The sequence below is a fragment of the Flavobacterium amniphilum genome (assembly GCF_023634845.1).
Classification (GTDB): Bacteria; Bacteroidota; Bacteroidia; order Flavobacteriales; family Flavobacteriaceae; genus Flavobacterium; species Flavobacterium amniphilum.
The window spans coordinates 1-25,889 of sequence record NZ_JAMLJL010000001.1; the positions used below are offsets into that span (position 1 = coordinate 1).

The 25,889-nt window shown below is 35.8% G+C and carries 24 protein-coding genes and 1 tRNA gene; 12 read left to right on the top strand and 13 right to left on the bottom strand.

Going from position 1 to position 25,889, the window contains the following annotated elements:
- A partial coding sequence (locus tag NAT51_RS00005; protein WP_250593800.1) for a transposase occupies window positions 1-221 on the top strand: 221 nt, incomplete at its 5' end.
- A 61-nt stretch (window positions 222-282) separates the two neighbouring features.
- Here the strand turns inward: NAT51_RS00005 and NAT51_RS00010 are convergent.
- The 3 genes from NAT51_RS00010 to NAT51_RS00020 form a co-directional block, all read right to left on the bottom strand.
- Window positions 283-3,894: an NACHT domain-containing protein gene (locus tag NAT51_RS00010; protein ID WP_250593802.1), complete on the bottom strand. Its 3,612-nt coding sequence runs from the start codon at window positions 3,892-3,894 to the stop codon at window positions 283-285.
- Window positions 3,891-4,967 carry a metallophosphoesterase family protein gene (locus NAT51_RS00015; RefSeq protein ID WP_250593804.1) on the bottom strand — a complete coding sequence of 359 codons (1,077 nt, stop codon included), beginning with the start codon at window positions 4,965-4,967 and terminating at the stop codon, window positions 3,891-3,893. Before NAT51_RS00015 ends, NAT51_RS00010 begins: the two co-directional genes overlap by 4 nt.
- A gap of 202 nt (window positions 4,968-5,169) precedes the next feature.
- Window positions 5,170-6,642, bottom strand: a complete 1,473-nt coding sequence (locus NAT51_RS00020; RefSeq protein WP_250593806.1) for a hypothetical protein — start codon at window positions 6,640-6,642, stop codon at window positions 5,170-5,172.
- A 545-nt stretch (window positions 6,643-7,187) separates the two neighbouring features.
- Between NAT51_RS00020 and NAT51_RS00025 the strand changes: the two genes are divergently transcribed.
- A complete protein-coding gene (locus NAT51_RS00025) occupies window positions 7,188-7,721 on the top strand; it encodes a helix-turn-helix domain-containing protein (RefSeq protein WP_250593808.1) in 534 nt (177 codons plus the stop codon).
- Window positions 7,722-8,172: 451 nt separating this feature from the next.
- On the opposite strand, the gene NAT51_RS00030 is transcribed toward NAT51_RS00025, so the two are convergent.
- Window positions 8,173-8,246, bottom strand: a tRNA-Ile gene (locus tag NAT51_RS00030).
- A gap of 45 nt (window positions 8,247-8,291) precedes the next feature.
- Window positions 8,292-8,696 carry a methylmalonyl-CoA epimerase gene (mce, locus tag NAT51_RS00035; protein WP_250593810.1) on the bottom strand — a complete coding sequence of 135 codons (405 nt, stop codon included), beginning with the start codon at window positions 8,694-8,696 and terminating at the stop codon, window positions 8,292-8,294.
- An 83-nt stretch (window positions 8,697-8,779) separates the two neighbouring features.
- Between mce and rbfA the strand changes: the two genes are divergently transcribed.
- From rbfA to NAT51_RS00050, 3 genes are all read left to right on the top strand, one after another.
- Entirely contained in the window at window positions 8,780-9,172 is a 393-nt protein-coding gene (gene rbfA / locus NAT51_RS00040) for a 30S ribosome-binding factor RbfA (RefSeq protein WP_250593812.1), read from the top strand.
- A gap of 1 nt (window position 9,173) precedes the next feature.
- A complete protein-coding gene (locus tag NAT51_RS00045) occupies window positions 9,174-10,373 on the top strand; it encodes an ABC transporter permease (protein ID WP_250593814.1) in 1,200 nt (399 codons plus the stop codon).
- A 160-nt stretch (window positions 10,374-10,533) separates the two neighbouring features.
- Window positions 10,534-11,958 carry an MATE family efflux transporter gene (locus NAT51_RS00050; RefSeq protein ID WP_250593816.1) on the top strand — a complete coding sequence of 475 codons (1,425 nt, stop codon included), beginning with the start codon at window positions 10,534-10,536 and terminating at the stop codon, window positions 11,956-11,958.
- A 45-nt stretch (window positions 11,959-12,003) separates the two neighbouring features.
- On the opposite strand, the gene dusB is transcribed toward NAT51_RS00050, so the two are convergent.
- The 3 genes from dusB to NAT51_RS00065 all read right to left on the bottom strand — a co-directional run bounded on the left by dusB (window position 12,004) and on the right by NAT51_RS00065 (window position 13,822).
- Window positions 12,004-12,993, bottom strand: a complete 990-nt coding sequence (gene dusB / locus NAT51_RS00055) for a tRNA dihydrouridine synthase DusB (RefSeq protein WP_250593818.1) — start codon at window positions 12,991-12,993, stop codon at window positions 12,004-12,006.
- 92 nt (window positions 12,994-13,085) lie between these two features.
- Window positions 13,086-13,460: a hypothetical protein gene (locus tag NAT51_RS00060; protein WP_250593820.1), complete on the bottom strand. Its 375-nt coding sequence runs from the start codon at window positions 13,458-13,460 to the stop codon at window positions 13,086-13,088.
- A gap of 41 nt (window positions 13,461-13,501) precedes the next feature.
- Window positions 13,502-13,822 carry a roadblock/LC7 domain-containing protein gene (locus tag NAT51_RS00065; RefSeq protein ID WP_250593822.1) on the bottom strand — a complete coding sequence of 107 codons (321 nt, stop codon included), beginning with the start codon at window positions 13,820-13,822 and terminating at the stop codon, window positions 13,502-13,504.
- Between the two features lie 146 nt (window positions 13,823-13,968).
- Between NAT51_RS00065 and NAT51_RS19650 the strand changes: the two genes are divergently transcribed.
- The 4 genes from NAT51_RS19650 to NAT51_RS00080 all read left to right on the top strand — a co-directional run bounded on the left by NAT51_RS19650 (window position 13,969) and on the right by NAT51_RS00080 (window position 18,566).
- On the top strand, window positions 13,969-14,100 hold the full coding sequence (locus NAT51_RS19650) for a hypothetical protein (RefSeq protein WP_262921772.1): 132 nt from the start codon (window positions 13,969-13,971) through the stop codon (window positions 14,098-14,100).
- 148 nt (window positions 14,101-14,248) lie between these two features.
- Complete coding sequence (gene lepA, locus NAT51_RS00070; RefSeq protein ID WP_250593824.1) at window positions 14,249-16,045, top strand: translation elongation factor 4; 1,797 nt, start codon at window positions 14,249-14,251, stop codon at window positions 16,043-16,045.
- A gap of 75 nt (window positions 16,046-16,120) precedes the next feature.
- Window positions 16,121-17,521 (top strand): hypothetical protein, encoded by a 1,401-nt coding sequence (locus tag NAT51_RS00075; protein WP_250593826.1) that lies wholly within the window; start codon window positions 16,121-16,123, stop codon window positions 17,519-17,521.
- A gap of 76 nt (window positions 17,522-17,597) precedes the next feature.
- On the top strand, window positions 17,598-18,566 hold the full coding sequence (locus tag NAT51_RS00080) for a helix-turn-helix transcriptional regulator (RefSeq protein WP_250593828.1): 969 nt from the start codon (window positions 17,598-17,600) through the stop codon (window positions 18,564-18,566).
- A 35-nt stretch (window positions 18,567-18,601) separates the two neighbouring features.
- On the opposite strand, the gene NAT51_RS00085 is transcribed toward NAT51_RS00080, so the two are convergent.
- Window positions 18,602-19,105, bottom strand: a complete 504-nt coding sequence (locus NAT51_RS00085; RefSeq protein WP_250593830.1) for a DinB family protein — start codon at window positions 19,103-19,105, stop codon at window positions 18,602-18,604.
- A 54-nt stretch (window positions 19,106-19,159) separates the two neighbouring features.
- On the bottom strand, window positions 19,160-19,645 hold the full coding sequence (locus NAT51_RS00090) for a DinB family protein (RefSeq protein WP_250593832.1): 486 nt from the start codon (window positions 19,643-19,645) through the stop codon (window positions 19,160-19,162).
- 247 nt (window positions 19,646-19,892) lie between these two features.
- On the opposite strand from NAT51_RS00090, the gene NAT51_RS00095 reads away from it, so the two are divergent.
- Window positions 19,893-20,396 (top strand): DUF6624 domain-containing protein, encoded by a 504-nt coding sequence (locus tag NAT51_RS00095; protein WP_250593834.1) that lies wholly within the window; start codon window positions 19,893-19,895, stop codon window positions 20,394-20,396.
- 10 nt (window positions 20,397-20,406) lie between these two features.
- A complete protein-coding gene (thiL, locus tag NAT51_RS00100; protein WP_250593836.1) occupies window positions 20,407-21,456 on the top strand; it encodes a thiamine-phosphate kinase in 1,050 nt (349 codons plus the stop codon).
- Window positions 21,457-21,544: 88 nt separating this feature from the next.
- Here the strand turns inward: thiL and trpS are convergent, their stop codons facing one another.
- Window positions 21,545-22,519 (bottom strand): tryptophan--tRNA ligase, encoded by a 975-nt coding sequence (gene trpS, locus NAT51_RS00105; protein ID WP_250593838.1) that lies wholly within the window; start codon window positions 22,517-22,519, stop codon window positions 21,545-21,547.
- A 213-nt stretch (window positions 22,520-22,732) separates the two neighbouring features.
- Here trpS and NAT51_RS00110 point away from each other — a divergent pair, with 213 nt between their 5' ends.
- Entirely contained in the window at window positions 22,733-23,341 is a 609-nt protein-coding gene (locus NAT51_RS00110; RefSeq protein WP_317245427.1) for a lysophospholipid acyltransferase family protein, read from the top strand.
- Between the two features lie 67 nt (window positions 23,342-23,408).
- On the opposite strand, the gene NAT51_RS00115 is transcribed toward NAT51_RS00110, so the two are convergent.
- Both NAT51_RS00115 and NAT51_RS00120 read right to left on the bottom strand, forming a co-directional pair.
- Complete coding sequence (locus NAT51_RS00115) at window positions 23,409-25,337, bottom strand: outer membrane beta-barrel protein (protein ID WP_250593843.1); 1,929 nt, start codon at window positions 25,335-25,337, stop codon at window positions 23,409-23,411.
- Entirely contained in the window at window positions 25,334-25,876 is a 543-nt protein-coding gene (locus NAT51_RS00120) for an RNA polymerase sigma factor (RefSeq protein ID WP_250593844.1), read from the bottom strand. The genes NAT51_RS00115 and NAT51_RS00120 overlap by 4 nt, the downstream gene beginning before the upstream one ends.
- Between the last annotated feature and the right edge of the window lie 13 nt (window positions 25,877-25,889).

Here is a 25,889-nt window from a genome sequence, read left to right on the forward strand (position 1 = left end):
TCAGAAAAATCATTTATACGACAAATTTAATTGAAAACCTCAATGGAAAAATTAGAAAATACACCAAAAATAAATTATCATTCCCCACCGATGAAGCAGTCTTAAAATCTGTATATTTGGCTTTAAGAGAAGCAACCAAAAAATGGACGATGCCAATCCATAATTGGGGATTAATACTTAATCAGTTCTTAACGATATTTGAAAAAAGGGTTCAACTTTAAGTAAAAAGTCAAACCCCGTTATTTTTAAACTTACACACTTTTTGGGATAGTGTCAACAAAATCAATGTATCATTTGATTGACTTTTTCTAAAGCTGACTCAAATTCTAAAGGTTTAGACTTAGAAATATAATAGCTATTATCAGCTAAATCCAATAATAAGTTTATGTGAAATACTTCATTATCTGAACCATTAACAATTAAATCATCCCTCTTACTTAAAAGAACTTTTCTTACACCTCTATATGACTCATCATGTTTTGATAGATTCGAGACATATTGATTCAGAAAACTGGATGGGCTGTTAAATAAACTACCAGATCTAAGGCTAAAAGAAATTCGATCGAAAATTTCATTTAAAACCTCATACTTTTCAATCATCTTATAACCAATGTAACATCTAGAGTTAAGGTAATTAACAGAAGAATCATCTATATACTTTATATAATATTTCACGGCTCTTTCATCGTCATTTTCAAATAATACTTCTAAAGAATTTACAATAAAATATTTAATTGAATCGTCATTTTTACAAATATCATCTAAATACTCAATTGCCTTTTCTATGCAAAATTTTGTCTCTAAACCTTTTTCAGTCAAAATAGCTATTGCATCCCATGATTTCCTCTCTGTTAGATTACCAACACATTCTTTTACCAAATCAACATCTTCAGGAACAACTCTCACATACAAATCAAGTAATTTTTTAAAATCATAATCTAATTTTTCATCTAATAAATACTTTCTAATCTCAATAAAAGAATCCTTTAGATTATTATCTAATGCAAATTCAACATGTTCTCTCAAAACAGATGAAAAAAGTTTTTCCTCTTTTAAATTATGAACAATTCTTAATGCTAATTTTTCTTTATTCTCAATTTTTCTCAATAAGAAATCAAAACAAGTTTCTTTATTCAAAAAACTTGATTGAATTACCCCTATTTTTAATGAATTTAAAAGAAATGCTTCTGGTAAATTTAAATTAAACTTTTCAGAAAAAAACAATATTAATTCCCATTTCTTATAATCTTCAAGTTGACTATAACTATTTATGTGATTAATTAAAACTAATCTATCAAAACTAATTTCATCGATAGCGGAACTAACCCATTCCGCTATAAAATCAGTATGCTTCTTTAAAACTTTAAATTCTATATTTGATTTTTGATTTTCAATATATAATTTAATTTGATCTACAATATAGTCATCATTTTCTATTAAGTCAACAACTGCATCAAAATCAACAGACCTCCTATGACTATAAACTAGACGTCTTAAGAATTCGAAAGAAAAATCTATTCTGTTCCAATGTCCATTACTTTCATACCATTCATTAGTGATTTTTTGAGAAAGTTCAATATCAATAGACTGTCCATACTTCTTAAAAATAGCTTCAATCTGATCTTTTAGCAAGTTTCTTTCAAACAATAATTCAAACTCCCTTTGTGGTTTATTCTTAAAATCAAATCTGATTTTTTCAATTTCTTCATCAGATAACCAGGGCTCTTTAAATTGAAATTCTCGTGACATCATTTCATCATTGAAAATTTTACCAACTCTTCTATCCTCTCTATTTGACAATCTGTTCCTAAAATACTCAATCTCTTTATTATCCAAATCCCTTATTGAATCGATCTCTTCTAATAAATCAGTCAAGTTTTCTTTTTCGAATATTGTTGCCAATTCATAACTAGCATCCTTAAAATCAAAATTCTTCAATAAATAATTAAAAATCTTATTCCTTGTAGAACTCCTAACTTTAGAAATTAAAACATTTAACTCATCACTGAAAAATAAATGGTTTCTAAATGTCAAGACACCTATTAACCTCAAAACAAAATTTTCATCCTTCTCATCAAATTCAACACATCTTTCAATTACCTTTAACTTTGATTCGCTATCCCATAAAAAATGATTTGTTTCATTATCAAAAAAGTACTTCACTAATTCTATAAAATTATCAGCATTTTCGAGCTTAACTATTAAGTCATTTAATACATAGCTTGTACCTCTTAAAACATCGTCTTCTTCCTCTCTCTTAACAATATTATTTTCTAATAAGAATTCATTCTTTAAAAAATCAAAATAATTATCTAAATCATCCCGTTCAACAAGAAGATTTAAAAGCGATCTGTTTAATTGCTTATTCGAGACATTTTCAAAATTGTTAAAAATTGAATTTAAGTATTCTATATCTGTTTTAGCAAAACCTTGTAAAACTATACAATTAATAATATGCGATTTAACTCCATAATCAATTACTTTATTTTCAAGCATCGAAAAAAGAATTCCCTTTAATTCGGTTACTTTTCCTAATTTTCGAATATTAAAATAACTTAATAATTCTATAGCCGATATAACAATTCTAAAATGCATACTATCTTTGATATGTTGCAATAAAAATTTATAGTTTTCAATACAACAACCAAATTCAGAAATCTCTTTTGTTGAAAATGAGGTATTTGTTGAAATCCAATATGTCTTTTCAATACATTGGATTTCAAAAAAGTTTTGAAAAACCTTTTCTCTAACTGCATTAGTCAGCCTATCCGAATCAGCCTTTAACAATAATTCTAATTGATTTTTTTCAATCCAGCCTAATAGTTTATCCCTATTATCTCCGTTTTCCATCAGATTAATCAAAAATGAGACTGAATTAAACAAAGTAGGATGTATTTTATCAAGATCACTTGTTTTTATATTAGACACGATTTCTTCGAAACCTTTTTCTGACAAAGTTTTTGCAACAAAATATTCTTGCAGCTGTCTATGTTGAAAACTAAATTTTTCTTTACCCTCTTCAAGATCTATTATAAAAGGATTTTCAATAAAATCTAAATAATCTCCTCCTAATATTCTATATAATTCCTTATTAGTAATAAAGTTTTTTTGCATTAATTCATTTGTAAATGCTACTTTTTTTAAATCCTTTATTTCTTGTGGAATATTTAAAATTCTTTTCTTTTTAATCTTTATTTTATGAACTTCAAGTTGTTTATTAACATAATGCTCCCAAATTTTCGCATCTGATTCAACTAATTTTTCTTCTGTTAAAAAATATTCGGCCAAAAGATTTACAAAAAAAGGTGTTCTTAGATAATCTTTATATGATTCTGTAAAACCTAAATCTTCAAATTTAATATCGTATTTATTTAGCAATAAAGATTCTGTCTGCCTTATAGTTAAGTCTTCTAAATAAAATGTTTCAAAATTTGAAATATTAACTAAATACTTTTCATATATATTAGTTCTGCAACTAACAATGTATTTAAAAGCATATGTCTTGTGCTTATTAATAAAAATTTCAAATGCTGATAAAAAATCTTCTATCTCAGATATTTCATCTAATCCATCTAAAATAAATACTATTTGTGAAAGATTTTCCCAGTCTCTATATACCAATAAATCTTCAAACTTATTTATAGATCTAAAATTCTTAAGATTAATCAAAAAAGGAATTAAACTTGTTTCATCAATTTCACTCCATAAAACATTAAATAAATTATTTAATTCTTTGGATTTACCAATTCCAGGATTGCCTAGTAATATTATTTTATCGTATTCAAATACATAATCCTTAAGCATTTTCAAATCATTGTTTTCATCCCAAAAAACAAATGAGTTTTTATCGGCTTTTCTAATATATCTTGGCTCGTAATAATTTTGATTTATCATTTTAATTCAAATAATCTTCTATCTAATGAATGAGGTTTACTCTTCATGTTATGTTTATTTATTTCTACTGTTTCCCTGCCACCTGAACAAGCATCTGTATCATAATCAAATTGATTACGTTTATATTTATATTGTCTATAATGAATTATCATTTTTACATTTTTAAACTCAAAATCTAAATCCAGAATTTGATAACCTGGACTATACGAAGATTCTTTCTCACTTATCCTATTCAAACTTGCCCTACCCCTTATTCCAAAACATTTATCAAGATACCCTTCATAATGTTTTATAAAATCATTACTATGATAGTGCCCATATAAATAAAAGCCAATTTCAGAAGTATTAAAACATCTTTCTAACTCCTCCTTATCAATAAATTCTTTAACTGGATGATGCATCAATACAATGTTAAGGTTAGTTTCTTTTCTTTTTAAAAAATTCATTCCATCATATATTTGATTCACTCCAAAAATCAATCCTTTATCTATATCTAATTTTTGACTTCTACATCTCCATGAATCATTAACCAATACAAAACCCACATTAACTCTATCACTCTTATACACAAAAGTTGATTGATTATTTGTGTACTCATAATTAAAATTTTCATTATGGAATTTTTTTTCAAATTCCTTAAATTTTTTTATCCTATAACTATGCTTAAAACTTAAGTTTTCCTTCAAATATTGATTTACATTATTAAAATCAAGGGTTTTAGACAATACATACTCTTCCTTTAATAAAATTTCACTTTCATCAACATCATGATTCCCGGGGACAAACAAAAAATTTTCTCTTGATAAGTTAAGTGCAGTAACAATAGGAGCTATAAAAGCCTCTTCAAAAATCTTATAGGGACAGGGATAATCCGTTTTATCTTGAAAATCGTCTATCTCAAATAGAGACTCACCTCCTTTATCTACTAAATCACCTGTTATAACTATAACATCTATTTTTTTAGCCTTATTAAAATCAACCAAATCACCAATCAAAGCATCTTTGTAATAGTTTTCAAAGTCTTGGTAATTATCTTTTGATAAATGGATATCTGATAGATGTACAATGCGCATAAATAAATCTAAAAACTCAAATATAATGTTTAAAATCGTTTTTTTTTAAATAATCCTTAAACAATAAACCAAATTCCACAACACCAAACAATCCGTATTTATACTGAATTTAGCCCTTATAAAATCAAAAGACCTAACAACGGAAACATAATCTCCAATTGTTAGGTTTTTAATTTCAAACCATTATACAAGGTTGCCCATATTATTCACAGGTAAAATATTCTCCATTACCTCCTCCTTTTGAACACCAGTTAGCAGAATCTACGATGTAAGCATCAAACCTGATAGAAGACTCATTCTCCTTTTTATACTTTTCGGCCTCTCCTATAGAAGCAAACGTTAATTTTGATATATTACGGTAACTGTTTTTACGCAACACGATCTCGGAATCAATTTTAGACTTCTTCAATTTACCCTTTTCATATTTAGCTTGTTCAAGATCTCCATCGGCACTAAAAACTATTATATACTTTTTCCCATTTAGGCTTTTGGAACTATCCTTCGCAACAATTGCCTCTTCTTTCCTCACCATACGGGTTTCCATTCTATTCAGCATCTCGAGTAAATTTGAATACCGTGAATAATCATTTATCTCTTTATTTTCAATTATCAATTCTTCCCTGTTATTTTTCAACCCCTCAATTTCTTTTTTCAACATAGAAAGTTTGATGTCTTTAATTTCTTTTCTTAATTTATCCACCTCACTATTATCCTTTTTATCTTCTAACTCTTTCAATTTGGTTTCCAAAAGCTCTATGGTTTCATAAGTAGAATGAAAAGTATGTTCAATTGTTGTCCTGTAATCATCCATTACAGGAATCAGTTGTGGTTGGATAATCAATGTATCTCCCAGATTAGCTTTTTCGGTTTTTAAATTCTTTATAAAGTCGATTACTTTTTCATAATCGCTGTAAGTTCTTACATCAAATGTTGTGTTTGAAGGAATCGTAACCCGGGAGTCAATACCTGTAATTCCAATAGTTTTTACCGTTATATTGACACTTCTCTGATCCGTTTCTACCTGAGCTGCCAAACCCGCTAAGGAACTGACTCCTTTTAGCTCTGTTTCCGAATCAGTTCTTGCAATTCTAAACTGGGCTCTGATCCCCACTGCATAACGTATTGTCGGAAGACCGGTACAATTAACATCCTGATATTGCAAATAATCGGTAATTATATACAACGTACTGTCTTTGGCCTCACTTGCCACAATTCCAAAAGCCTGCATTGCCGCTCTGTTGGAACCTTTAAAAACATAATGGTTAAATTGAAATCCACTTTTTAAATCTTTCAGCTCTTTTGGTAAATCATAAACACATGGACGAATACCACTTTCCTTAAGTTCTGAAAGATAATTATTGTTATTAACTGTTTCCTTGTCACTTAGACCAGGAAACAAAAGCATTTGTGTCACTTCTCTGTTTTCTTTTGGGGAATACTTCGGCTTACCTGTACGGATTTCACTATTTCCGTCAATAATGCCTTTAACTAATAAATACTCCAATATCGCTTTGGTATAATAATTATTATCGGCATTAACGGCATTAAGACCAAGCACACTTGAATTGTCAAAATAATGGTCCTTCTCCTCAAATTTCTTTAAATGTTGCTTTGCACATGACGAATAAAACAACATGAATAAAAAACACAAACTGATAGTAACAATTTTTTTCATATAGCTAGTTTTAGTGGTTATTCCTAACAATGCAATGCACAATGCTTTACAAGAAAGTTACTACAAAAACATATTCAGAGCAATACGTATTTATACTGGTTTTCAAACTCTTAAAACAAACAAAGCCACATATTTTCATACAGGGTTCGTGAATCATCATCTGTTTGTGTACTTAGATCACTTCAAGAACCTAAAATACATTACAACCCGATAGCGGGTAGCGGAACTGAGGCTATGATGGCTTCGCCTCCGCTCAGCCATAAGAAACAAAATAAAGGATGAACACTATTGTGTTAACCTTATTGATCAAAGTCTGGAGACTTTATACAGCAGGTACAGTTTAATTTTTTTATAAGCACGGATGTAAAAACAGGCAAGATAGATTTACATTATTTTCCATTCTCTTAATTGTGTGACAAAAAATATTTTTTTAAAAAAAATGTAACAAAAAGTGTGACAAAATTTTAAAATTAAAAAAAGTTGTCACACTAAAAGTTGTGGCAAACTATTTGCATTTATTTTTTTTGTCACAACTTTTTTATACTATGGGAGAAAAAGACACCTTCAAAAAAATCCTGGGACTAACACAGGATGAAATAGCTCCGTTACTGGGTATAACAAGAGCACAATGGGCTATGTACGAAATAGGAAAGAGAAACTTACCTTCTGCCGCTGCAGTAGAATTTACCAAGCTACTGCATTACATACAGGAAAATCATTCAAAAGAAATGGAAATGCAGGATTTTATGAAAGAGGAGGAGAAGCGTGTGTATGATCAGCTGAGAAAAGACATGCAAAAGAATGAGTATAAACTGAATCGACTTACTAAAAAAATGGAACGGGCACAGGGTCTTTATGAAGAAGCTTTAGCAGCATTGCAGGTTATTGCCTATCTTGAAAGCCAACCTAAAAATGAGAAAACGGCCACTATTAAAAATGTAATACAGCATAAAACCAGAGTCAATCTGATAAGACAAAAAGAAATCTTACGGAAGCACAGTCACGATATTGAAGTATTGCAATTAGAAAACACACTCCTTAAAAAGAAAATGAAAATATATTTAAAGGCATTCGCCTGATAATTAATATTCAATGGGTGTATTTTTATGTCTTTTAATTTTAGTACCCTTATAACAGGCACGGATTACTTCGTCAGTTCGGCTAAAGCCTCGAGTAGAAATCGGCGCTATCGGACATCTTTAAATCTTGCAATCAATAAAATACTCCGGCAGTAACCACAATCCAATCCCGACCTCATAGGGTAATCCGTAAAAAACAACGAAAGTATGTAGTGGCAATGATCCGCGAGTCGAGGAGGCACGACGAGCGGCTCGGGTCATGGAACGGAATACTGAGGTAGTTTTTAGGATTGCCCTATGCAGTCTTGATCTTTTGTTTCTTTTGCATCAAGGCAAAAGAAAAGAAAATAGCCGTATCCGCCTCAGCGGATGTAGGTAAAGAAATGAAACCTAAAATAATATATAAACAAAAAAGCCTTTCAAGTGATTGAAAGGCTTTCTTTTTAACCTGTGGTCCCACCTGGGCTCGAACCAGGGACCACCTGATTATGAGTCAGGTGCTCTAACCAACTGAGCTATAGGACCGGTTAGGAGGATGCAATATTACTGCATTTTTTTATCTTCTCAAAATTAATCGGCAATTTCTTGACATAATTCTACCAGCACGCCATTGGTCCCTTTGGGGTGTAGGAATGCAACCAACTTATTGTCAGCGCCTTTCTTTGGGGTTTCGTTCAAAACCGTGAAGCCTTCTGCCTTCAATCGGGCAATCTCGGCCACGATATCTTCCACATCAAAAGCAATGTGGTGGATCCCCTCGCCTTTCTTTTCGATAAATTTGGCTATCGGGCTGTCCGGATTCGTAGCTTCCAGTAACTCGATCTTGTTCGGTCCGTTCCTAAAAAAAGAGGTTTTCACGCCTTCACTGGTAACTTCTTCTTCCTTGTAGGCCGGCGCCCCGAATAGTTTTTCAAATAATAAATTCGACTCTTTTAAATCTTTAACGGCTATCCCTATGTGTTCTATTTTTCTCATCTTTCAGTAGTTTATGCAAATATAGAAACTTTGTAACGCACTTACTTTGCAACTATCCAACTAAAAAATTGTATTTTTGCAGCATGGAAACAAATAGACAGAAAAAAATAGGAAGCGTTTTACAAAAAGATTTGGTGGATATTTTGCAGGGAGAGGTACGTAAAAACGGAATTACCAATCTGGTTATATCGGTTTCAAAAGTAAGTGTTACCACCGATTTGTCCATCGCAAAAGTATTCCTGAGCGTTTTCCCGCAAAACAAAGCACCGGAAATCCTGGAAGCGGTTAAATCAAATACACCCCTTATCAAACATGACTTGTCCCAACGTGTAAAACTGCAGTTGCGCAAAGTCCCTAACCTGATGTTCTACATCGACGACAGTTTAGACTACATCGAAAAGATCGACAATGCTTTATCAGGCAAGGAAAACCCGATCGAAAACCCTGATTTGTTAGAACGCAGAAAGAAATCATAACTTGAACTTTTCCTTTTATATAGCTAAACGTTACTTGCGTACTTCAAGCAAGAGCACTGCTATTAATATTATTTCAGGTATTGCCTCTTTCGGTATCATCGCAGGGGCCATGGCCTTGTTCGTGGTGCTGTCGGTATTCAGCGGACTGAAGGATTTCAGTTTGTCTTTTGCCAATGATTTTGACCCCGATTTAAAGGTAATGCCCAAAAAAGGAAAGTCATTCCTGATCACCGAAACCCAAAAGTCACAACTTCAAAAGATTGAAGGGATTAAGTTTTATTCCAAAATCATTGAAGAGAAGGTACTGTTCGTCTACAAAGGAAAAGAACAGGTAGCCATGATCAAAGGAGTTGACAACCAGTACAACCTGGTGAATAATATCCAGAAGTCTTTGTACCAGGGCGACTGGGTTGCCCCGCAAACACCACAGGTAGTAGTGGGTAACGGTATTTCACACAAACTCTCGATGGGGTTGTTCGACCTCAACAATACTTTTGAGATTTTTGTACCCAGACCGGGCAAAGGTGCGATTACCAATCCCGAATCGGCTTTCAACAAATCAAACCTCATCCCGGTGGGGATTTATGCCATCAATGACGAACTGGATTCCAAATATGTTTTTGCCGATATTCAGTTGATACAGGAATTATTGAGCTACAAACCCAACCAGATTTCGGCGCTGGAAATCAAAACCGATTCACTGGCCAGTGAAGATGCCATTATTTCGGGCATCCAAAAGGTATTTGGTAATCAGGTGACGGTAAAGAACAGGGCACAGCTCAACGACAGCCTGCACAAAATGCTCAATACCGAAAATACGGCCATATACCTGATTTTTACCTTGGTCATCATCATGACATTGTTCACCCTTGCCGGCGCGATCATCATGATTATCCTCGACAAAAAAGACAACCTGAGAACCCTGTACAACTTAGGAAATACCGTACGTGACATCCGACGTATCTTTTTACTGCAGGGAACATTGGTAACCCTATTAGGAGGCATCATCGGCATTGGTCTGGGCATGGTTCTCGTACTCATCCAACAACACTTCAAACTGGTCATGATCACCGAAAGTCTGGCCTATCCTGTGCGCTTCAGCATGGAGAACTGCACTATTGTATTCCTGACCATTGCGGTTCTTGGATGCGTGGCTTCGTATATCGCCAGCAGCAGTGTCAACAAGAAATTGTTGGATTAATTAGGCAGGCTTTGGAAAATTTAGCTATCTTTGGGGCAACAAAAAAATAAAATTTATGATTGTATTCGTCTAGTCCTGTGATTATCGGGAGATAGTTAGGACATTTATTTCAATCCGGGTATACCAACCTGGTTCATTATTCATTTTATCCTAATTAATCATGACAGAAACATCAAATTCTACCTTATTTTCACGCGTATTTTCCACATTAAAAATAGCCATTAAAGGCGACGACACTTTTGATTTTACCAAAGGAAGCATCAAAAAAGGGGTAATTCTCTTAGCTATTCCCATGGTTCTGGAAATGATGATGGAGTCGGTTTTTGCGTTGGTCGACCTCTACTTTGTAGGCCATCTTGAAAACAGCAGTTACGCCATACAGACCGTTGGTTTAACCGAATCAGTACTCACCATTATTTATTCACTCGCCATCGGAATCAGCATGGCCGCCACAGCCGTCGTAGCACGCCGCATCGGGGAAAAGAACCCGGAAGCAGCCGCTAAAGCCGGAATGCAGTCGATTATTATCGCTTTTGCCATCAATACCGTCATCAGTATTTTTGGTTTTATATATGCCAAAGAGATTTTATTGCTGATGGGAGCTTCTCCTGCTGCTGCCGATTACGGGGTTAACTTTACCCGGATCATGATGGCGAGCAGTATCAGTATTATGTTACTCTTCCTGATCAACGGTATTTTCCGTGGTGCCGGAAACGCCTCTATTGCCATGCGCAGTTTATGGCTGGCCAACGGATGCAACATTATCCTGTGCCCTATCCTGATCAACGGACTTGGCCCTATTCCTGCCTTCGGATTGATTGGTGCGGCAATGGCCACTTCCATCGGAAGAAGCATTGGTGTATTGTACCAGTTCTATCATTTATTTGGCGGAAGCGGTATCCTGAAAGTAAAACTATCGCAGTTTGTTCCTGATTTTGAACAAATCGGCGCTATCGTTAAAATAGCCGCTCCGGGTGTATTGCAATTCGTCATCGCATCGTGCAGCTGGATTTTCCTGGCACAGTTAGTAGCCACTACCGGAAACGATACCGGCTCGGCAGGCTATCAAACCGCCTTGCGTATTATGATGTTTTTCATCCTTCCGGCCTGGGGACTGAGTAATGCAGCAGCAACACTCGTAGGCCAGAACCTTGGCGCCCAGCAGGTAGAACGCGCCGTAAAATCAGTTTACACCACAGCGAAATACAATGTAATCTTCATGGGAACCATCATGGTGTTATGCTTACTGATGGGGAATCAGATTATTTCATTCTTTACCAATGACCCGGCCGTCCATAAAATTGCGGTTTCGGCCTTACAGATCATGAGTCTTGGGTATATTTTCTACGGAATCGGGATGGTATTGATTAATACATTCAACGGTGCGGGTGACACCTGGACACCTACCAAAGTCAATTTCGTAGGCTTCTGGCTGTTCCAGATTCCACTGGCTTATTTACTGGCTAAATACCTGAAGATGGGTCCAACAGGCGTTTTCATGGCCGTTCCCATCGCCGAAACAGCTATTACTTTGGCCAGCATCATGCTGTACCGAAAAGGAAAATGGAAAACCATTCAGGTTTAAACCTCCTATAAAAAGAAAGTCCCGGGCTACCGGGACTTTTATATTTTAGATCAACTGACCTGCATAATCTTGCTTGATTTCATCAAAAACAGCTAACAGTGCGTTGTGGTCATTTAGGGTAACCAACTTGTTACGGTGCTCTTTAAAATGCGGTATGCCTTTGAAGTAATTGGTATAATGACGGCGCATTTCCACAATACCCACATGCTCACCCTTCCATTCCATCGACCAGATCAAATGGTTACGGGCGGCTTCTACACGGTCATTGATGTTCGGTGCCGCTAAACGTTCCCCGGTTTTGAAGTAGTGCTTGATTTCATCAAATATCCAAGGGTATCCAATAGCCGCACGACCGATCATCATTCCGTCAAGGCCGTATTTGTTTTTGTATTCCAATGCCTTTTCAGGAGAATCGATATCGCCGTTCCCGAAAATAGGCATGGTTATTCTTGGATTGTTCTTTACTCTTTCGATGTGTGACCAGTCTGAATGCCCTTTGTACATCTGGGCACGGGTACGCGCATGAACTGTCAGGGCCTGCACCCCAACATCCTGTAAACGCTCGGCTACCTCATCGATATTAATGGAACTCTCATCCCACCCCAAACGGGTTTTAACCGTCACGGGAAGATTAGTCCCCTTGATTACGGCTTTGGTCAGACGCACCATCAGATCCACATCTTTCAAAACACCGGCTCCGGCTCCTTTACACACTACCTTTTTCACCGGACATCCGAAGTTGATATCCACCAGATCAGGCTGAACCGTATCAACGATTTTGGCAGACATTTCCATGGCTTCCTCATCACCTCCGAAGATCTGAATCCCTACCGGACGTTCATAATCAAAAATATCAAGTTTCTGACGGCTTTTTATCGCATCACGGATTAATCCCTCGGAAGAGATAAACTCCGAATACATCAAATCGGCCCCGTGTAATTTACATAAACGTCTGAACGGTGGATCACTTACATCCTCCATTGGCGCCAGTAATAACGGAAACTCAGGTAGTTCTATTTTGCCTATTTTAACCATTTCTTCTCCAATTAATCAACTTCATTACGTGTGGACACAAAAAAAGCTGTAATAAATTACAGCTTTGTTTTCGGCGCAAAGATACTACTATTCTACATTTTAGAAGCAATATCCTTACTATATTTTTTCAGGGTAGCACGTGCCATACCCAAATTCACTTTGTTTGAATCTACCGCAAGGTAAACGAAGTATTCACCATTATCAGATAAATCGATAATGTGTAATTGATTTGACAATGTAATCAGGATATCATCGATTTTTTCTGTTAATCCCAATGCCTTGATAGCACTCAACTTGGCTTTCACTACTTCAAGGTTATAAGCCGAAGCCAGTTCAGGGTCAAATTTAGGATCTACTGAAAGAGAAGCAAATGACATTCCTGTTTTTAATTCAGTTACTGAAACACCGATGAAACCGTTTAGGTTATCTTTAAGGTCAGTGGTAAAGTTTGTTAGAAATTCAGACATAATTTAAGAGTTTTAGGTTGTTAGTAAAGATTGTTTTGTTTTTATAGTACTGATTGTAATTTCAGATGGATTAACCCCAGTTTGCTGGCGTTTTTGGTAATAAGTGCCAGGTACTCGTCTTTTTCAAGCTTACGCACAAAGAAAAGCCCTTTATCGGCGTGAAGTATCAACTCGTGTGAGTTCCCAAACTTCAGGTCGGCCACTAACTCCTTGCACATGGTCAGCAAGACACCGGCCATGGCAGCTATATTACCGTCAAAATCCAGGTAATGCGATTTAATCAAAATCCCATCCTCATTAAATACCAATGCTGAATCTACCCCTGTCTCTTCAATAAGTGTGTCTAAGTCCAATTTTTTCATATGCGTAGTTATTAGTTAGTTACTTTAGCTAATGTAAGATTTTTTTTAACAAATTGTTTCGTTTTATAGGATTTTTTTTACTATTTTTAAGAGACGGATTAAGACTATTTAATTCTTTTAACACAAACTTTAAAAAACTACAAATCATGGCAAAAGAAACGAACCTGGACCGACTTAAAAAGAAATTGCAAAACCGTCTTACTGAATTCAGAAAGTATCGTATTGCTAAGGGTAAAATCACAAAAAAACCTTCAGTTTTCGCTAAAATTTTCAGCTAATGAAAGTTTAAAAAAAGAGACTTTAATTGCTTCACTTATTTTCATACTTTTGTAGCATAAAATGATGACTAAGAGCATTGGCCGTGAACGGCACGGAAATTTTCAACCTAATCCTCCGTTCACCGCCGGTTGCCCATAAATGTATAAGATGAAGCACATTAGAAATTTCTGCATTATTGCGCACATTGACCACGGTAAAAGTACCCTGGCGGACCGTTTACTTGGTGCAACCCAAACCGTAACTGCCCGTGAAGAGAAAGCGCAATTACTGGACAATATGGACCTGGAGCGCGAACGTGGTATTACCATTAAGAGTCACGCTATCCAAATGGAATACAAATACAAAGGGGAAGATTATATCTTAAACCTTATCGATACTCCGGGACACGTGGATTTCTCGTATGAGGTGTCGCGTTCAATTGCAGCTTGTGAAGGCGCGTTATTGATTGTGGATGCTGCACAGAGTATCCAGGCACAAACCATTTCCAACTTATACCTGGCTTTGGAAAACGACCTTGAAATCATTCCGGTATTGAATAAAGTAGATTTACCAAGTGCCAATCCGGAAGAAGTAAGTGATGACATCATCGATCTTTTAGGTTGTGATTTGGAAGACATCATCCACGCTTCGGGTAAAACCGGTTTTGGTGTGGAGAATATCTTAGCTGCCATCATCGAAAAAATACCTGCTCCGAAAGGAAATCCGGAAGAGCCGTTACAGGCATTGATTTTTGACTCGGTTTACAACCCGTTCCGTGGAATTGAGGTTATTTTCCGTGTGAAGAACGGTGAAATCAAGAAAGGCCAAAAGATTAAGTTCATGGCGACCGGTAATGAGTATTTCGCAGATGAAATCGGTACACTTAAACTGAACCAGGTTCCAAAAGATAAAGTTTCAACCGGAGACGTAGGTTACCTTATTTCCGGAATCAAAGAAGCAAAAGAAGTAAAAGTAGGTGATACCATTACAGATGCAAAAACACCTACCACCAATATGATCCATGGTTTCGAAGACGTAAAACCGATGGTATTCGCAGGTATTTACCCTGTTGATACCGAAGATTACGAAGAACTTCGTGCCTCTATGGAAAAACTACAGCTGAATGATGCTTCTTTGGTATTTACGGCAGAAAGTTCAGCAGCATTAGGATTCGGTTTCCGATGTGGATTCTTAGGAATGTTACACATGGAAATCATCCAGGAGCGTTTGGAGCGTGAATTCAACATGACGGTAATCACAACGGTTCCCAACGTGTCGTATTTGGCCTATACCAAAAAAGATCCTGAAACTCCGTTTGTGGTAAACAACCCGTCTGACTTACCGGAACCTTCAAAATTAGACCGTGTAGAAGAACCTTATATCAAAGCAACAATCATTACCAAAGCCGATTTCGTAGGAAACGTAATGAGCTTGTGTATTGAGAAACGTGGATTGATCACGAATCAAACTTATCTAACCACTGAGCGTGTGGAATTGAACTTCGATATGCCATTGGCAGAGATCGTATTCGACTTCTACGACCGTTTAAAAACAGTTTCCAAAGGATATGCTTCTTTCGACTACCACCCTATCGGAATGCGTACGTCTAAATTAGTGCGTCTGGATGTATTGTTAAATGCACAGAATGTAGATGCATTATCAGCGTTGATCCACGAAGACAACGCCTACCACATTGGTAAGAAAATGTGTGAGAAGTTACGTGAACTGATCCCGAGACAACAGTTTGACATTCCGATCCAGGCTGCTATCGGAGCTAAGATCATCGCCCGTGAAACCATCAAAGCCTTACGTAAGGACGTAACCGCAAAATGTTATGGTGGTGATATCTCGCGTAAACGTAAATTATTGGAAAAACAAAAAGCCGGTAAGAAACGTATGCGCCAGGTAGGTAACGTTGAAATCCCTCAATCTGCATTTATGGCGGTATTGAAATTGAATGATTAAACGATTTAAAGATTGAATAATGAAACCCAATGACGGAAGTTGTTGGGTTTTTTGTTTACTTTTAACTAAAAAAGAATGCAAATTCGAAATTTATCTGAGAGAATTGAAAATCATGAATACAGTTTCAAAAATGCAGATATCTACCTAAAAGAATACGAATTCAATCTCGTATCTTTCAACAATTTAGATAATTTAAGGTTTGAAAATTGTACATTTCATGGAGATTTAATTATTAGCCATAAAACAAATAGCTCGCTTGATATAATATTCAAACATTGCTCTTTTTCCGGTGAAATACAAATTTTCAAGTGTGAATTCAGAATGCTAAATTTCATTCAAATCATTGAAGCTGGAGAAGTTTTAATAATTGAAAACTCTTTGCAAATAATCCATTTTACTTCTGAACAAAACATTAAAGTCAACATACCGAAAATAAGTATATCAGCAAAAATTATTCATTCACTCGATTTTGCAGATTTTAAATCAAATGGTGAGTTATATTTGAATCATATGTCAAACAATGATGTCTTTAACTTTTTTTCATTTCGCAATAGCGAATTTAATTCCTTTAGTTCAAATTCTGTATATTTCGGAACAGCATCAAATTTTGAAAATCTTGTAATTAATAAAAATTTAAATTTTTACAATTGCATTTTGAATGAAACAAATTTTTCGAAATTTAAATTTGTTGAAAAAGTAAATTTTGAAAAAACTTTATTCAATAATTCCACTAGTTTTAAAGAATGCATAAGCTTATCGAAACAAGCTCATTTAAATTTTAAAAATTGTACTTTTAAAGAACTTGCTGAGTTTGATTCATCTAATATATCTATATTCAATATTGAAAATACTGTATTCGAACAAAACTCTTCCTTTCAAGATTTAGAAGTAGATTCTATAAGAATATCAAAATCTACTTTTACTAAACCAGCATTTTTCGACAACATAAAAATCAACAGCATTATCAATGTAAAGCCCAAAGAAATTGTTTTTAAACAATCAGACTGGACAAGAACCTTAAGAATCATAAAACAAGAACTCCAAAAAACTGAAAACAAAATAGATTTCAATAAATTTAGAGCCTATGAATTGGCAGCTCATTACAAAGAATTAAATTGGAAAGATCATTTCACTGATAAATCAATTCTATGGGCAACAAAATGGTCAACTGATTTTGGAAACGATTGGAGAAGAGCATTTATATTCACCATCGGAGGCGGTCTTGCTATTTATACAATCTTCTATGCTTCCGAAATTTTTCTTTCAGGAGATTACAAATATTATTTAGCTAATTATCCTAGTTTTTGTAATGGCCTTTTTCGATTTTTCCTAGTAACTGACTTTTATAATCCTTTGATTGAGGACAGGACATATCTCCAAAATTCATGGAGTTGGTTTATATTTATCATTGGCAAAATATTTATAGCTTTCGGGATTTACGAGATGATACAGGCTTTCAGGAAATTCAAACCATAAACAACAAACCATAAACAACAAACTAAAAACAACAAACCAAAAACCGTATCTTTGAAGGAAAAGTTGTACGCCGTTTATGGACGAATCCCTCAATAAATTTGACCGAATTATCGCTATACTGATCCAATTGCAATCCAAGAAGATTGTAAGGGCACAGGATTTAGCCGACCGTTTCAATGTGAGCCTCAGAACCATTTACAGAGACGTACGTACGCTTGAAGCTTCCGGCGTGCCCATTTACAGCGAGGCAGGGATTGGTTACTCGTTAATGGACGGCTACCGCCTTCCGCCTATTATGTTTACCAGAGAGGAAGCCGGCAGTTTTATTGCTGCAGAAAAACTGATGCAGAAATTTACCGATGCTGCTTTGGACAAACATTACAAATCGGCGATGTTCAAACTCAAAGCGGTATTAAAAAACAGCGATAAAGACTGGCTGGATGCAATTGAATCGAAAGTCATCATGCAATCCAACCAAAAACTGTTCAATGAAAATGCCCCAAATGCACTGACATTATTTTTTGAAGGCATAGCCGAAAAGAAACAGATTTTACTTTTGTACCAAACCTTTGATACCGAAGAAATCAACGAAAGAAGAATAGAACCGGTAGGCATCTTCCATGAAAACAATTTCTGGTATGTATTGGGCTATTGCCATTTGCGGAAGGATTACCGTCAATTCCGAACCGACCGTATCCAGCAAATCCGGAAAACCGAATTGGATTTCACATTGGAACACAAAACACTGGAAGAATTACTCTGTAAAGAAAACAATGTTCATACTTTAATCAAAGTCCGTATTCTGGTATCCAAAAAAATAGCCCGTTACCTCAGCTGGGAACGTAAACAATACGGATTTGTTTCGGAGAAGAATATAGGCAGTCAAGTCGAGATGACCTTCATGTGTTTTGACATCCGGGAAAGTTTTCCGAGATGGTTTTTGATGTTTGCCGATCAGTCGGAAATAATAGAACCCGAAGAGCTGAAAGACCGCGTTTTGGAATTACTCGAACTGAACCTAAACAAACTGCTTCAAAAAAAATAATCCCGGAGACCTAAGCCTCCGGGATAAAACACAATTTAATTAACTACCTGCTTCGTCACGTTATAAAAATTATAATCGGTATTGGAAGCATCGGTAATGCCGATATTTCTCCCCATCGTCACTATTTGTCCGCGGTGGTAGGTTCCGTGATTCACTACCTGCAGTAAATATTCATAACGTGGCAGTTCACACTGAAACCATGGATTGTCTATTTTGATTGTTTTAGCCAGTTCTTCTTCCGATAATGATGCTATAAATTGGGCTAAACATTTTGACCGGTTCACCAAACCTTCCAATACTTCCGAAGTAACCAGTTCGCCAGCTTCCCTTTTATCGAATTCAGGAGTTTCAGCAATCACCGAATACCAATATTCTTCGGTTGCCCAAATATGATTCAGCGTTTTGATTATACTGGAGAAACTGGAAACCACATCCTGATGCAATAATGCATCCGGTTTCGTTGAAAGCCAATTCGAGAACTGTTGGTTTACCCACAAATTATATTCTGCATAATTTGTTATCATTTGTTTTAAGCCCATAATTAGTTGTTTTTTAGTTTATTGAATGTATTAACGCATCATTAAAGAAAAAAATTATCTTTCCCAGAAAAATGGCGGCTCGATATTTAACGCTCTAAGGTATACATATCCTTGTCCGCGGTGGTGTACTTCGTTGTCAATAAAATAAAGAATGTTTTGGATGATTGGGAATTCATACTGACCGAATAAATTGAACGATTCACTGAAATCCTCAACCGTTAATTGTTGCCATAACGCATCAATCTCCTTAGTGTCTTTGTCCCATTGCTCCAAATACTGTGCTTTAGTTGTAAAACCCTGTGTTGAACCTTCCGTAAAAGGCTGTACATCTCTGTTTACAATTCCTCTTAACGCCGGAGCAGCAATCGCCAAAAGTTCATCGGTTAATTTTGCAAACGAACGCATTCCGGCAACCGAGAATTCGAAGAAATCCTTTTCCGGAAACTTTTCGATTACACGTCTTGTCAATGCTCTGTGCCCTTGCCAGTGTTTTAATAAATCTTCCTGCGTGATTACCTGTGCAACTGTTTCTGTGTTCATGATATAAGTGTTTTAATGATTACTGAAACAAAATTAAAACGGGCAAGTGACAACAGTCTGTCAGCAGGAATTTAGAATTTTAAAAAAATTTTACGCCCGAAAAAACTTTGTACCTTTGTCGTTCAGAAATTTGATGAACCATAGAAGCGATATGCCACCAAAAATTATACTTTTCAAGTATGTCATATTAGTCAGCTTAACAACATTTAATCTGTCTTGTACAACTTCCAAAACATATACGGAGAGCATGAAAGCGAGAATCGCTTCCATGTATGAAGAAGATCAAAGATGCCAGAGATTTGACACCGACAGAATTATAAAAGAAGGCAAAAAATACACCGACTCCATGAACAATGAAAAAAACAGAATCATGGAAGAAAACACTCTGATTGCCAAACAATATTTCACAGAAAAAGGATATCCTGGTATAAAAGAAAATGGAGAATCCATAAGCATGAAATTTTGGGCTTTGGTTCAACATTCTGATCATGATGTTGATTTTCAAAAAAAAGCTCTGAAGAGTATGAAGAAGGAATTAAGAAACAAAAATGTTTCCATACGTAATTATGCATATCTACATGACCGGGTTCACAAAAATAAAGGAAAGAAACAATTATATGGAACCCAAGTCGAATGGAGCACAGGACGACCGTTACCATATGATTTAAAATATCCTGAAAAAGTTGATACACTGAGAAAAGAAGTTGGTCTGGAACCTTTAAAAGAATATCTGGACAGTTTTATGAATTAAAGTTGAAAATATGATAGAAGATAAAACCCCACAAAGAACCAGTATTGCACAATTAGGCGAATTCGGCCTGATTGACCATTTAACAAAGCATTTCGAAATAAAAAACCCATCTACATTAAAGGGAATTGGCGACGATGGAGCCGTATTGGATTTCCACAATAAAAAGACAGTCGTTTCCACTGATTTGCTGATTGAAGGCGTTCATTTTGACTTAGCTTATATGCCGTTGAAGCATTTGGGTTATAAAGCCGTGGTCGTTAATGTGTCGGATATTTATGCCATGAATGCCAAAGCGACCCAAATTACGGTTTCGGTGGCGGTTTCCAACCGTTTCCCCTTGGAAGCATTGGAAGAATTATACGAAGGAATCACTTTGGCAGCCAAGCATTATGAAGTAGATGTGATTGGCGGAGATACGACCTCATCACAAAAAGGACTGATTCTTTCGATTACTGCTTTGGGCGAAGCTGATGAAGAAAATATTGCTTACCGAAACGGAGCACAGCAAGGCGACTTATTAGTTGTTTCTGGAGATTTAGGAGCAGCCTATATGGGATTACAGGTTTTGGAAAGAGAGAAACAGGTATTCGAAGTAAATCCTAACAACCAACCTGATTTAGATGATTATACCTATTTGATCGAGCGTCAGTTGAAACCTGAAGCCCGAAAAGACGTGGCTGAAATCCTGAAAGCATTGGATGTAAAACCAACATCCATGATTGACATTTCCGACGGACTGTCTTCGGAAGTAATGCATTTATGCAAGCAATCGAATGTGGGCTGTAATGTATATGAAGAAAAATTGCCTTTGGATCCGCAATTCATCAATGTATGTGAGGAATTCAATATTGACTCGACTACCATTGCTTTAAACGGAGGTGAAGATTATGAATTATTGTTCACCATCAAAATGGACGATTTTGACAAGATAAAAGGCAACCCGAATTTCTCGGTTATTGGTCACATGACACAAGAAAGTGAAGGCATTCACTTAGTTACCCGTGCCAATACCAGAATTGAGCTGAAAGCCAGAGGCTGGAACGCTTTACAGGAAGAATAGAACAAGTTTTAGCATAAAAGAAATCCCAAACTTTCACTTCGAGAACCTCAGTGACCGTTTGGGATTTTTATTTATTGTCATTAGTATATTAGTACCCTAATTTCGTTCGGACTCTCTTTAATACACCGTCAGCTATCACAGAAGCTTTTTTTGCACCTTCCAACAACAATCCTTCCAATTCCTCCAGATTGTTCATGTAGTAGTTATAACGCTCTCTTTCGGCAGCAAACTTTTCAATGATCAATTCGAATAAAGCCTGTTTTGCATGACCATAACCAAAATCACGGTTTACGTTTTTATATTTTTCTTTCATATCGGCGATTTGTTCTTCGGTAGCCAATAATTTAAAGATGGTAAATATTTTACATGTATCCGGATTTTTCGGGTCTTCCAATGGCGTACTATCGGTCTCAATAGTCATCACCTGTTTACGCAGCGCCTTATCATCCAGGAAAATATTGATGATATTATTACGGGATTTACTCATTTTTTCACCATCGGTACCAGGAACAAGCATGGTATCTTCTCCGGTTAAGGCTTCCGGCAACACAAACGTTTCCCCCATTTGGTAATTGAAACGCGAAGCCACATCACGGGTAATTTCAATATGTTGTAATTGATCTTTCCCAACCGGGACTACTTCTGCATCATACAATAAGATATCGGCAGCCATCAACATTGGATACGTAAACAAACCGGCATTCACATCTTCCAGTCTATCTGCTTTATCTTTAAATGAATGCGCAAGTGTTAATCTCTGGAATGGAAAAAAACAACTTAAATACCACGTAAGCTCAGCAGTTTGTGCCACATCACTCTGACGGTAAAAAATAACTTTGGAAGGATCAAGACCACAGGCAAGCCATACCGCTGCAGTACTGGTTGTATTGTTTCGCAATGTTTCACCGTTTTTGATTTGCGTGATTGAATGCAAATCTGCGATAAAAAGAAACGATTCGTTAGCAGGGTTTTTGGCCATTTCAATGGCTGGTAAAATTGCTCCCAATAAATTGCCTAAATGCGGCGTACCTGTACTTTGGATTCCGGTAAGTATTTTTGCCATGGTAAATTTTAATCTATTTTCAGCAAAGTTAATTCTTTTATCAGATTTTTAAAGTGATTCCGTATTTTTGACGTTATGAAAATATTTAAAATCCCTCTTTGGATACTTTGGCGTGTTTGGTTCTACATTTTAGTACTCTTGCCAATCATAGTCATGTTCCCGTTTTTGTTTATTTCCTTTCTGAAAGAAAGTTGGTACCCTCAATTTTTCAAAATGGCCAGAATATGGGCCAAAGTTATTTTATACGGAAGTGGTTTTTATCCTAAAATCCAGGCTGAAGAAAACATCATCCCGAACAAAAGTTATATGTTCATTGCCAATCACACTTCGATGGTTGACATCATGCTGATGTTGGTTACGGTTAAAAATCCTTTTGTTTTTGTGGGTAAAAAAGAATTGGTTAAAATTCCTTTATTCGGATTCTTTTATAAAAGAGCTGTTATCATGGTTGACCGTGACAGCGTAAAAAGCCGTCAGCAGGTTTATGAACGTGCACAAAAGAGAATCAACCAAAAGTTGAGCATTTGTATTTTTCCGGAAGGAAAAGTTCCGGATGACGAAAGTATCCTATTGGACGAATTCAAAACCGGCGCTTTCAACTTGGCCGTAGATCATCATTTACCGATTGTTCCGATGATTTTCCCGGACAATAAAAAACGCTTCTCTTATACCTTTTTCAGTGGAAGTCCGGGCAAACTGAGAGTCAAAATACTACGCTTCATGGACACTTCAAACAAAGTACACCATGACCGGAAAAACATTCGTGATGAAGCCAGGGAAATTATGTACAAGGAGTTGGTACAATTTGAAACTGAAAAATAAAAAGTGCCCTGGCAAAGGGCACTTTCCATCTGTTACCACAAAGAGTAACAGCACACTTAACTAAACTTTAAAATTTATAGCTCAATCCGGAATACACACCCATAACAAAAGGCCTGAAACTTCCTGAATCATTGCTAAACGTATTGATTTGATATTTAAACATAGGTTCTACTGATGCTTCCAGTGCTTTTAAAATATTGTATTTGATTCCCAAACCAATATTTGTACTGAAATGAACTTTATTCAAGTTGTTTGCCTCACCTATTTCAGTAGTCATTCCATTACTCATGATTGAGATTTTGTTATCACTCAAAAACAATGTACTAAGACCGGTTATCAGGTGTAAGCCAAATTTTTTATCGACAATTTTATAGGACATTTCCATTGGTATTTCAATATATCCCAACTCTTGTTTCATTACGCCAACATCATTGCTGGCAAAAGCAACTTCAATCAAAGTTGATCTTGGCCTGTCCTGGATAATAACGTTTTCCGAAGCTGCATTTCTATTAATATTACGCATAGTGCGCTGACTTGACATTCTTCCGGAAAGATCTGTAAAAAAAGAAATTCCTTCGGTGTTGTAAGCCATATCAATTTTACTCACTCCCGTTCTGATTGCTATTTTTTTACTCAAACGGTAATCAACTCCGATACCCAATCCGAATTTTGAATCATATGTTTTATCATTATCGGCAAATTCAGGGCTTATTGGCGATCCCTGTGTTGATCCCGAAAAAAGTGCAGCGATAGTTGGTCTTACTCCCCATTTGGAATAAGGTGTCTCAACTATTTCTTCCTTCTCTTTCTCTTTGGCTTTCTCCTTTTCTTTCAGGATTTTTTCCAAAGGATTTTCTTCAACCTGTGCTACAACTACCGAATCTTTCTTTTCTTTCCCCAGCGGGTTTATCACAATATCCTTTTGGACAATTGCACTATTTTTAAGATCATTATTTAACTGATTCCCTTTATCCGAAGAAGCATCTGAAATACTGTTCTTTTCATTGACTGCATTCTTATTTTTAAGTTCATCGGCCACAGCAATCCCTTTTGGATTCACTAAATCTTTATTATCCTTACTAATTCCTTCATTATTAATTCTTTCAACATTATCGGAAACACCTTTTCTCTCAGCAATTTGATTTTTGTCTTTAACATCATCAACTGTCAAAGCCTCTTTTTGAACAACAGCATTGTCTTTATGATTGACAATTGTTTCTTTTTTACTGTTCGGAATTTCGGCTATTTGAACTAATTGCTCATCTTTAACTGTCTGTTGTTTTTCTTTCTCTGTTTTTTTCAGATTTCCGGCATCAGCAATTTGACTGACATTCAATTGTGGTGCATTTGTATCCACATCGTTTGAATGATTATCACTATTTGTTTTTTGACGGTTAGCGATAGAAGTTGATGGTGTATTCCCGGAAGATTTTGACTGATTTTGTTCAGTATGTACTAAAACAGCCGACGTTTTGGATTTTTGGTTGCTTATGTAAGAAGGCGATTGGGATTTTGTTTGTTGTGATTTAGCAGAAGTTGATTGTGTACTAAATTCATCTGTATTTGTAATTGAAGTATTCTGTGTTCGCTGAGTATCTGTTTCGGTTTCAGTAGCCGAGACGATTCTTTCATTACTATTTGGATTTCCATTTAAACCGGAAGGCAATTCATTAACCGGTTTTTCTCCGTTAATACCTTTGGAAGTAGTTTTATCAGAAGCATTACCTTTTTCAACTACAGTATTCTTATCGGATGAAGCTTCGTTGAAATTCCAGTTCACCCAACCCTGATTGTTGTTCAGTACAAAAAGGCCCAATACTAAAGCTGCTGCAATTCCAGCCGCTTTAGCATTAAACCAAAATGGGAAAATTCGTCTTTTTTCCTTCTTTTTCTCCAATTGAGAAGCAATTCCGTCCCAAACCCCAGGAGGAGGAGTCACTTCAAAATCTTTGAACTTTTCCTGAAACAACCGTTCTATTTTCTTTCTGTCATTCATCTTTTTACCGAGGGTAAATTATTATGATTGTACTTATCAATTTTTTCTTTTAAAATCATTTTGGCCCTTGCCAGATTTGATTTACTGGTTCCGATTGAAATATCGAGCATTTCGGCTATTTCTTTATGTGAATAATCGTCCAGAACATATAAATTGAATACTAAACGATACCGGTCTGGCAATTCCTGAACAATTTTAAGCAAAAATTCCAAATTGATATTCTCATCATCAATTTCGGTTTCGCTGTCATCGACTACATCATTGACCAATTCCAAATAGGTCGTTTTCCTGTATTGTTGCAAAACATGGTTAACCATAACCCTTTTTGCCCAGCCATCAAATGAACCTTTAAAATTATACTGACCAATTTTATCAAAGATAAGCAGAAAACCTTCCTGAAGATTATCCTGAGCTTCTGCATAACTCTTCGAATACTTCAAGCAGACAGCAAACAACTTACCGGCATAGAGCTGGTATAGTTGTTCCTGGGACTTGGTATCTTTTTCTACACATCCTTGTATGAGTATTGGTAAACTCAATTCTTTTACTGTT

Excerpts from the sequence above, each read along its gene's own strand:
- NAT51_RS00010 (WP_250593802.1), bottom strand. The coding sequence starts at position 3,894 with ATGATAAATCAAAATTATTACGAGCCAAGATATATTAGAAAAGCCGAT.
- NAT51_RS00015 (WP_250593804.1), bottom strand. The coding sequence starts at position 4,967 with ATGCGCATTGTACATCTATCAGATATCCATTTATCAAAAGATAATTAC.
- NAT51_RS00020 (WP_250593806.1), bottom strand. The coding sequence starts at position 6,642 with ATGAAAAAAATTGTTACTATCAGTTTGTGTTTTTTATTCATGTTGTTT.
- NAT51_RS00025 (WP_250593808.1), top strand. The coding sequence starts at position 7,188 with ATGGGAGAAAAAGACACCTTCAAAAAAATCCTGGGACTAACACAGGAT.
- mce (WP_250593810.1), bottom strand. The coding sequence starts at position 8,696 with ATGAGAAAAATAGAACACATAGGGATAGCCGTTAAAGATTTAAAAGAG.
- rbfA (WP_250593812.1), top strand. The coding sequence starts at position 8,780 with ATGGAAACAAATAGACAGAAAAAAATAGGAAGCGTTTTACAAAAAGAT.
- NAT51_RS00050 (WP_250593816.1), top strand. The coding sequence starts at position 10,534 with ATGACAGAAACATCAAATTCTACCTTATTTTCACGCGTATTTTCCACA.
- dusB (WP_250593818.1), bottom strand. The coding sequence starts at position 12,993 with ATGGTTAAAATAGGCAAAATAGAACTACCTGAGTTTCCGTTATTACTG.
- NAT51_RS00060 (WP_250593820.1), bottom strand. The coding sequence starts at position 13,460 with ATGTCTGAATTTCTAACAAACTTTACCACTGACCTTAAAGATAACCTA.
- NAT51_RS00065 (WP_250593822.1), bottom strand. The coding sequence starts at position 13,822 with ATGAAAAAATTGGACTTAGACACACTTATTGAAGAGACAGGGGTAGAT.
- NAT51_RS19650 (WP_262921772.1), top strand. The coding sequence starts at position 13,969 with ATGGCAAAAGAAACGAACCTGGACCGACTTAAAAAGAAATTGCAAAAC.
- lepA (WP_250593824.1), top strand. The coding sequence starts at position 14,249 with ATGAAGCACATTAGAAATTTCTGCATTATTGCGCACATTGACCACGGT.
- NAT51_RS00075 (WP_250593826.1), top strand. The coding sequence starts at position 16,121 with ATGCAAATTCGAAATTTATCTGAGAGAATTGAAAATCATGAATACAGT.
- NAT51_RS00080 (WP_250593828.1), top strand. The coding sequence starts at position 17,598 with ATGGACGAATCCCTCAATAAATTTGACCGAATTATCGCTATACTGATC.
- NAT51_RS00085 (WP_250593830.1), bottom strand. The coding sequence starts at position 19,105 with ATGGGCTTAAAACAAATGATAACAAATTATGCAGAATATAATTTGTGG.
- NAT51_RS00090 (WP_250593832.1), bottom strand. The coding sequence starts at position 19,645 with ATGAACACAGAAACAGTTGCACAGGTAATCACGCAGGAAGATTTATTA.
- NAT51_RS00095 (WP_250593834.1), top strand. The coding sequence starts at position 19,893 with ATGAAAGCGAGAATCGCTTCCATGTATGAAGAAGATCAAAGATGCCAG.
- thiL (WP_250593836.1), top strand. The coding sequence starts at position 20,407 with ATGATAGAAGATAAAACCCCACAAAGAACCAGTATTGCACAATTAGGC.
- trpS (WP_250593838.1), bottom strand. The coding sequence starts at position 22,519 with ATGGCAAAAATACTTACCGGAATCCAAAGTACAGGTACGCCGCATTTA.
- NAT51_RS00110 (WP_317245427.1), top strand. The coding sequence starts at position 22,733 with ATGGCCAGAATATGGGCCAAAGTTATTTTATACGGAAGTGGTTTTTAT.
- NAT51_RS00115 (WP_250593843.1), bottom strand. The coding sequence starts at position 25,337 with ATGAATGACAGAAAGAAAATAGAACGGTTGTTTCAGGAAAAGTTCAAA.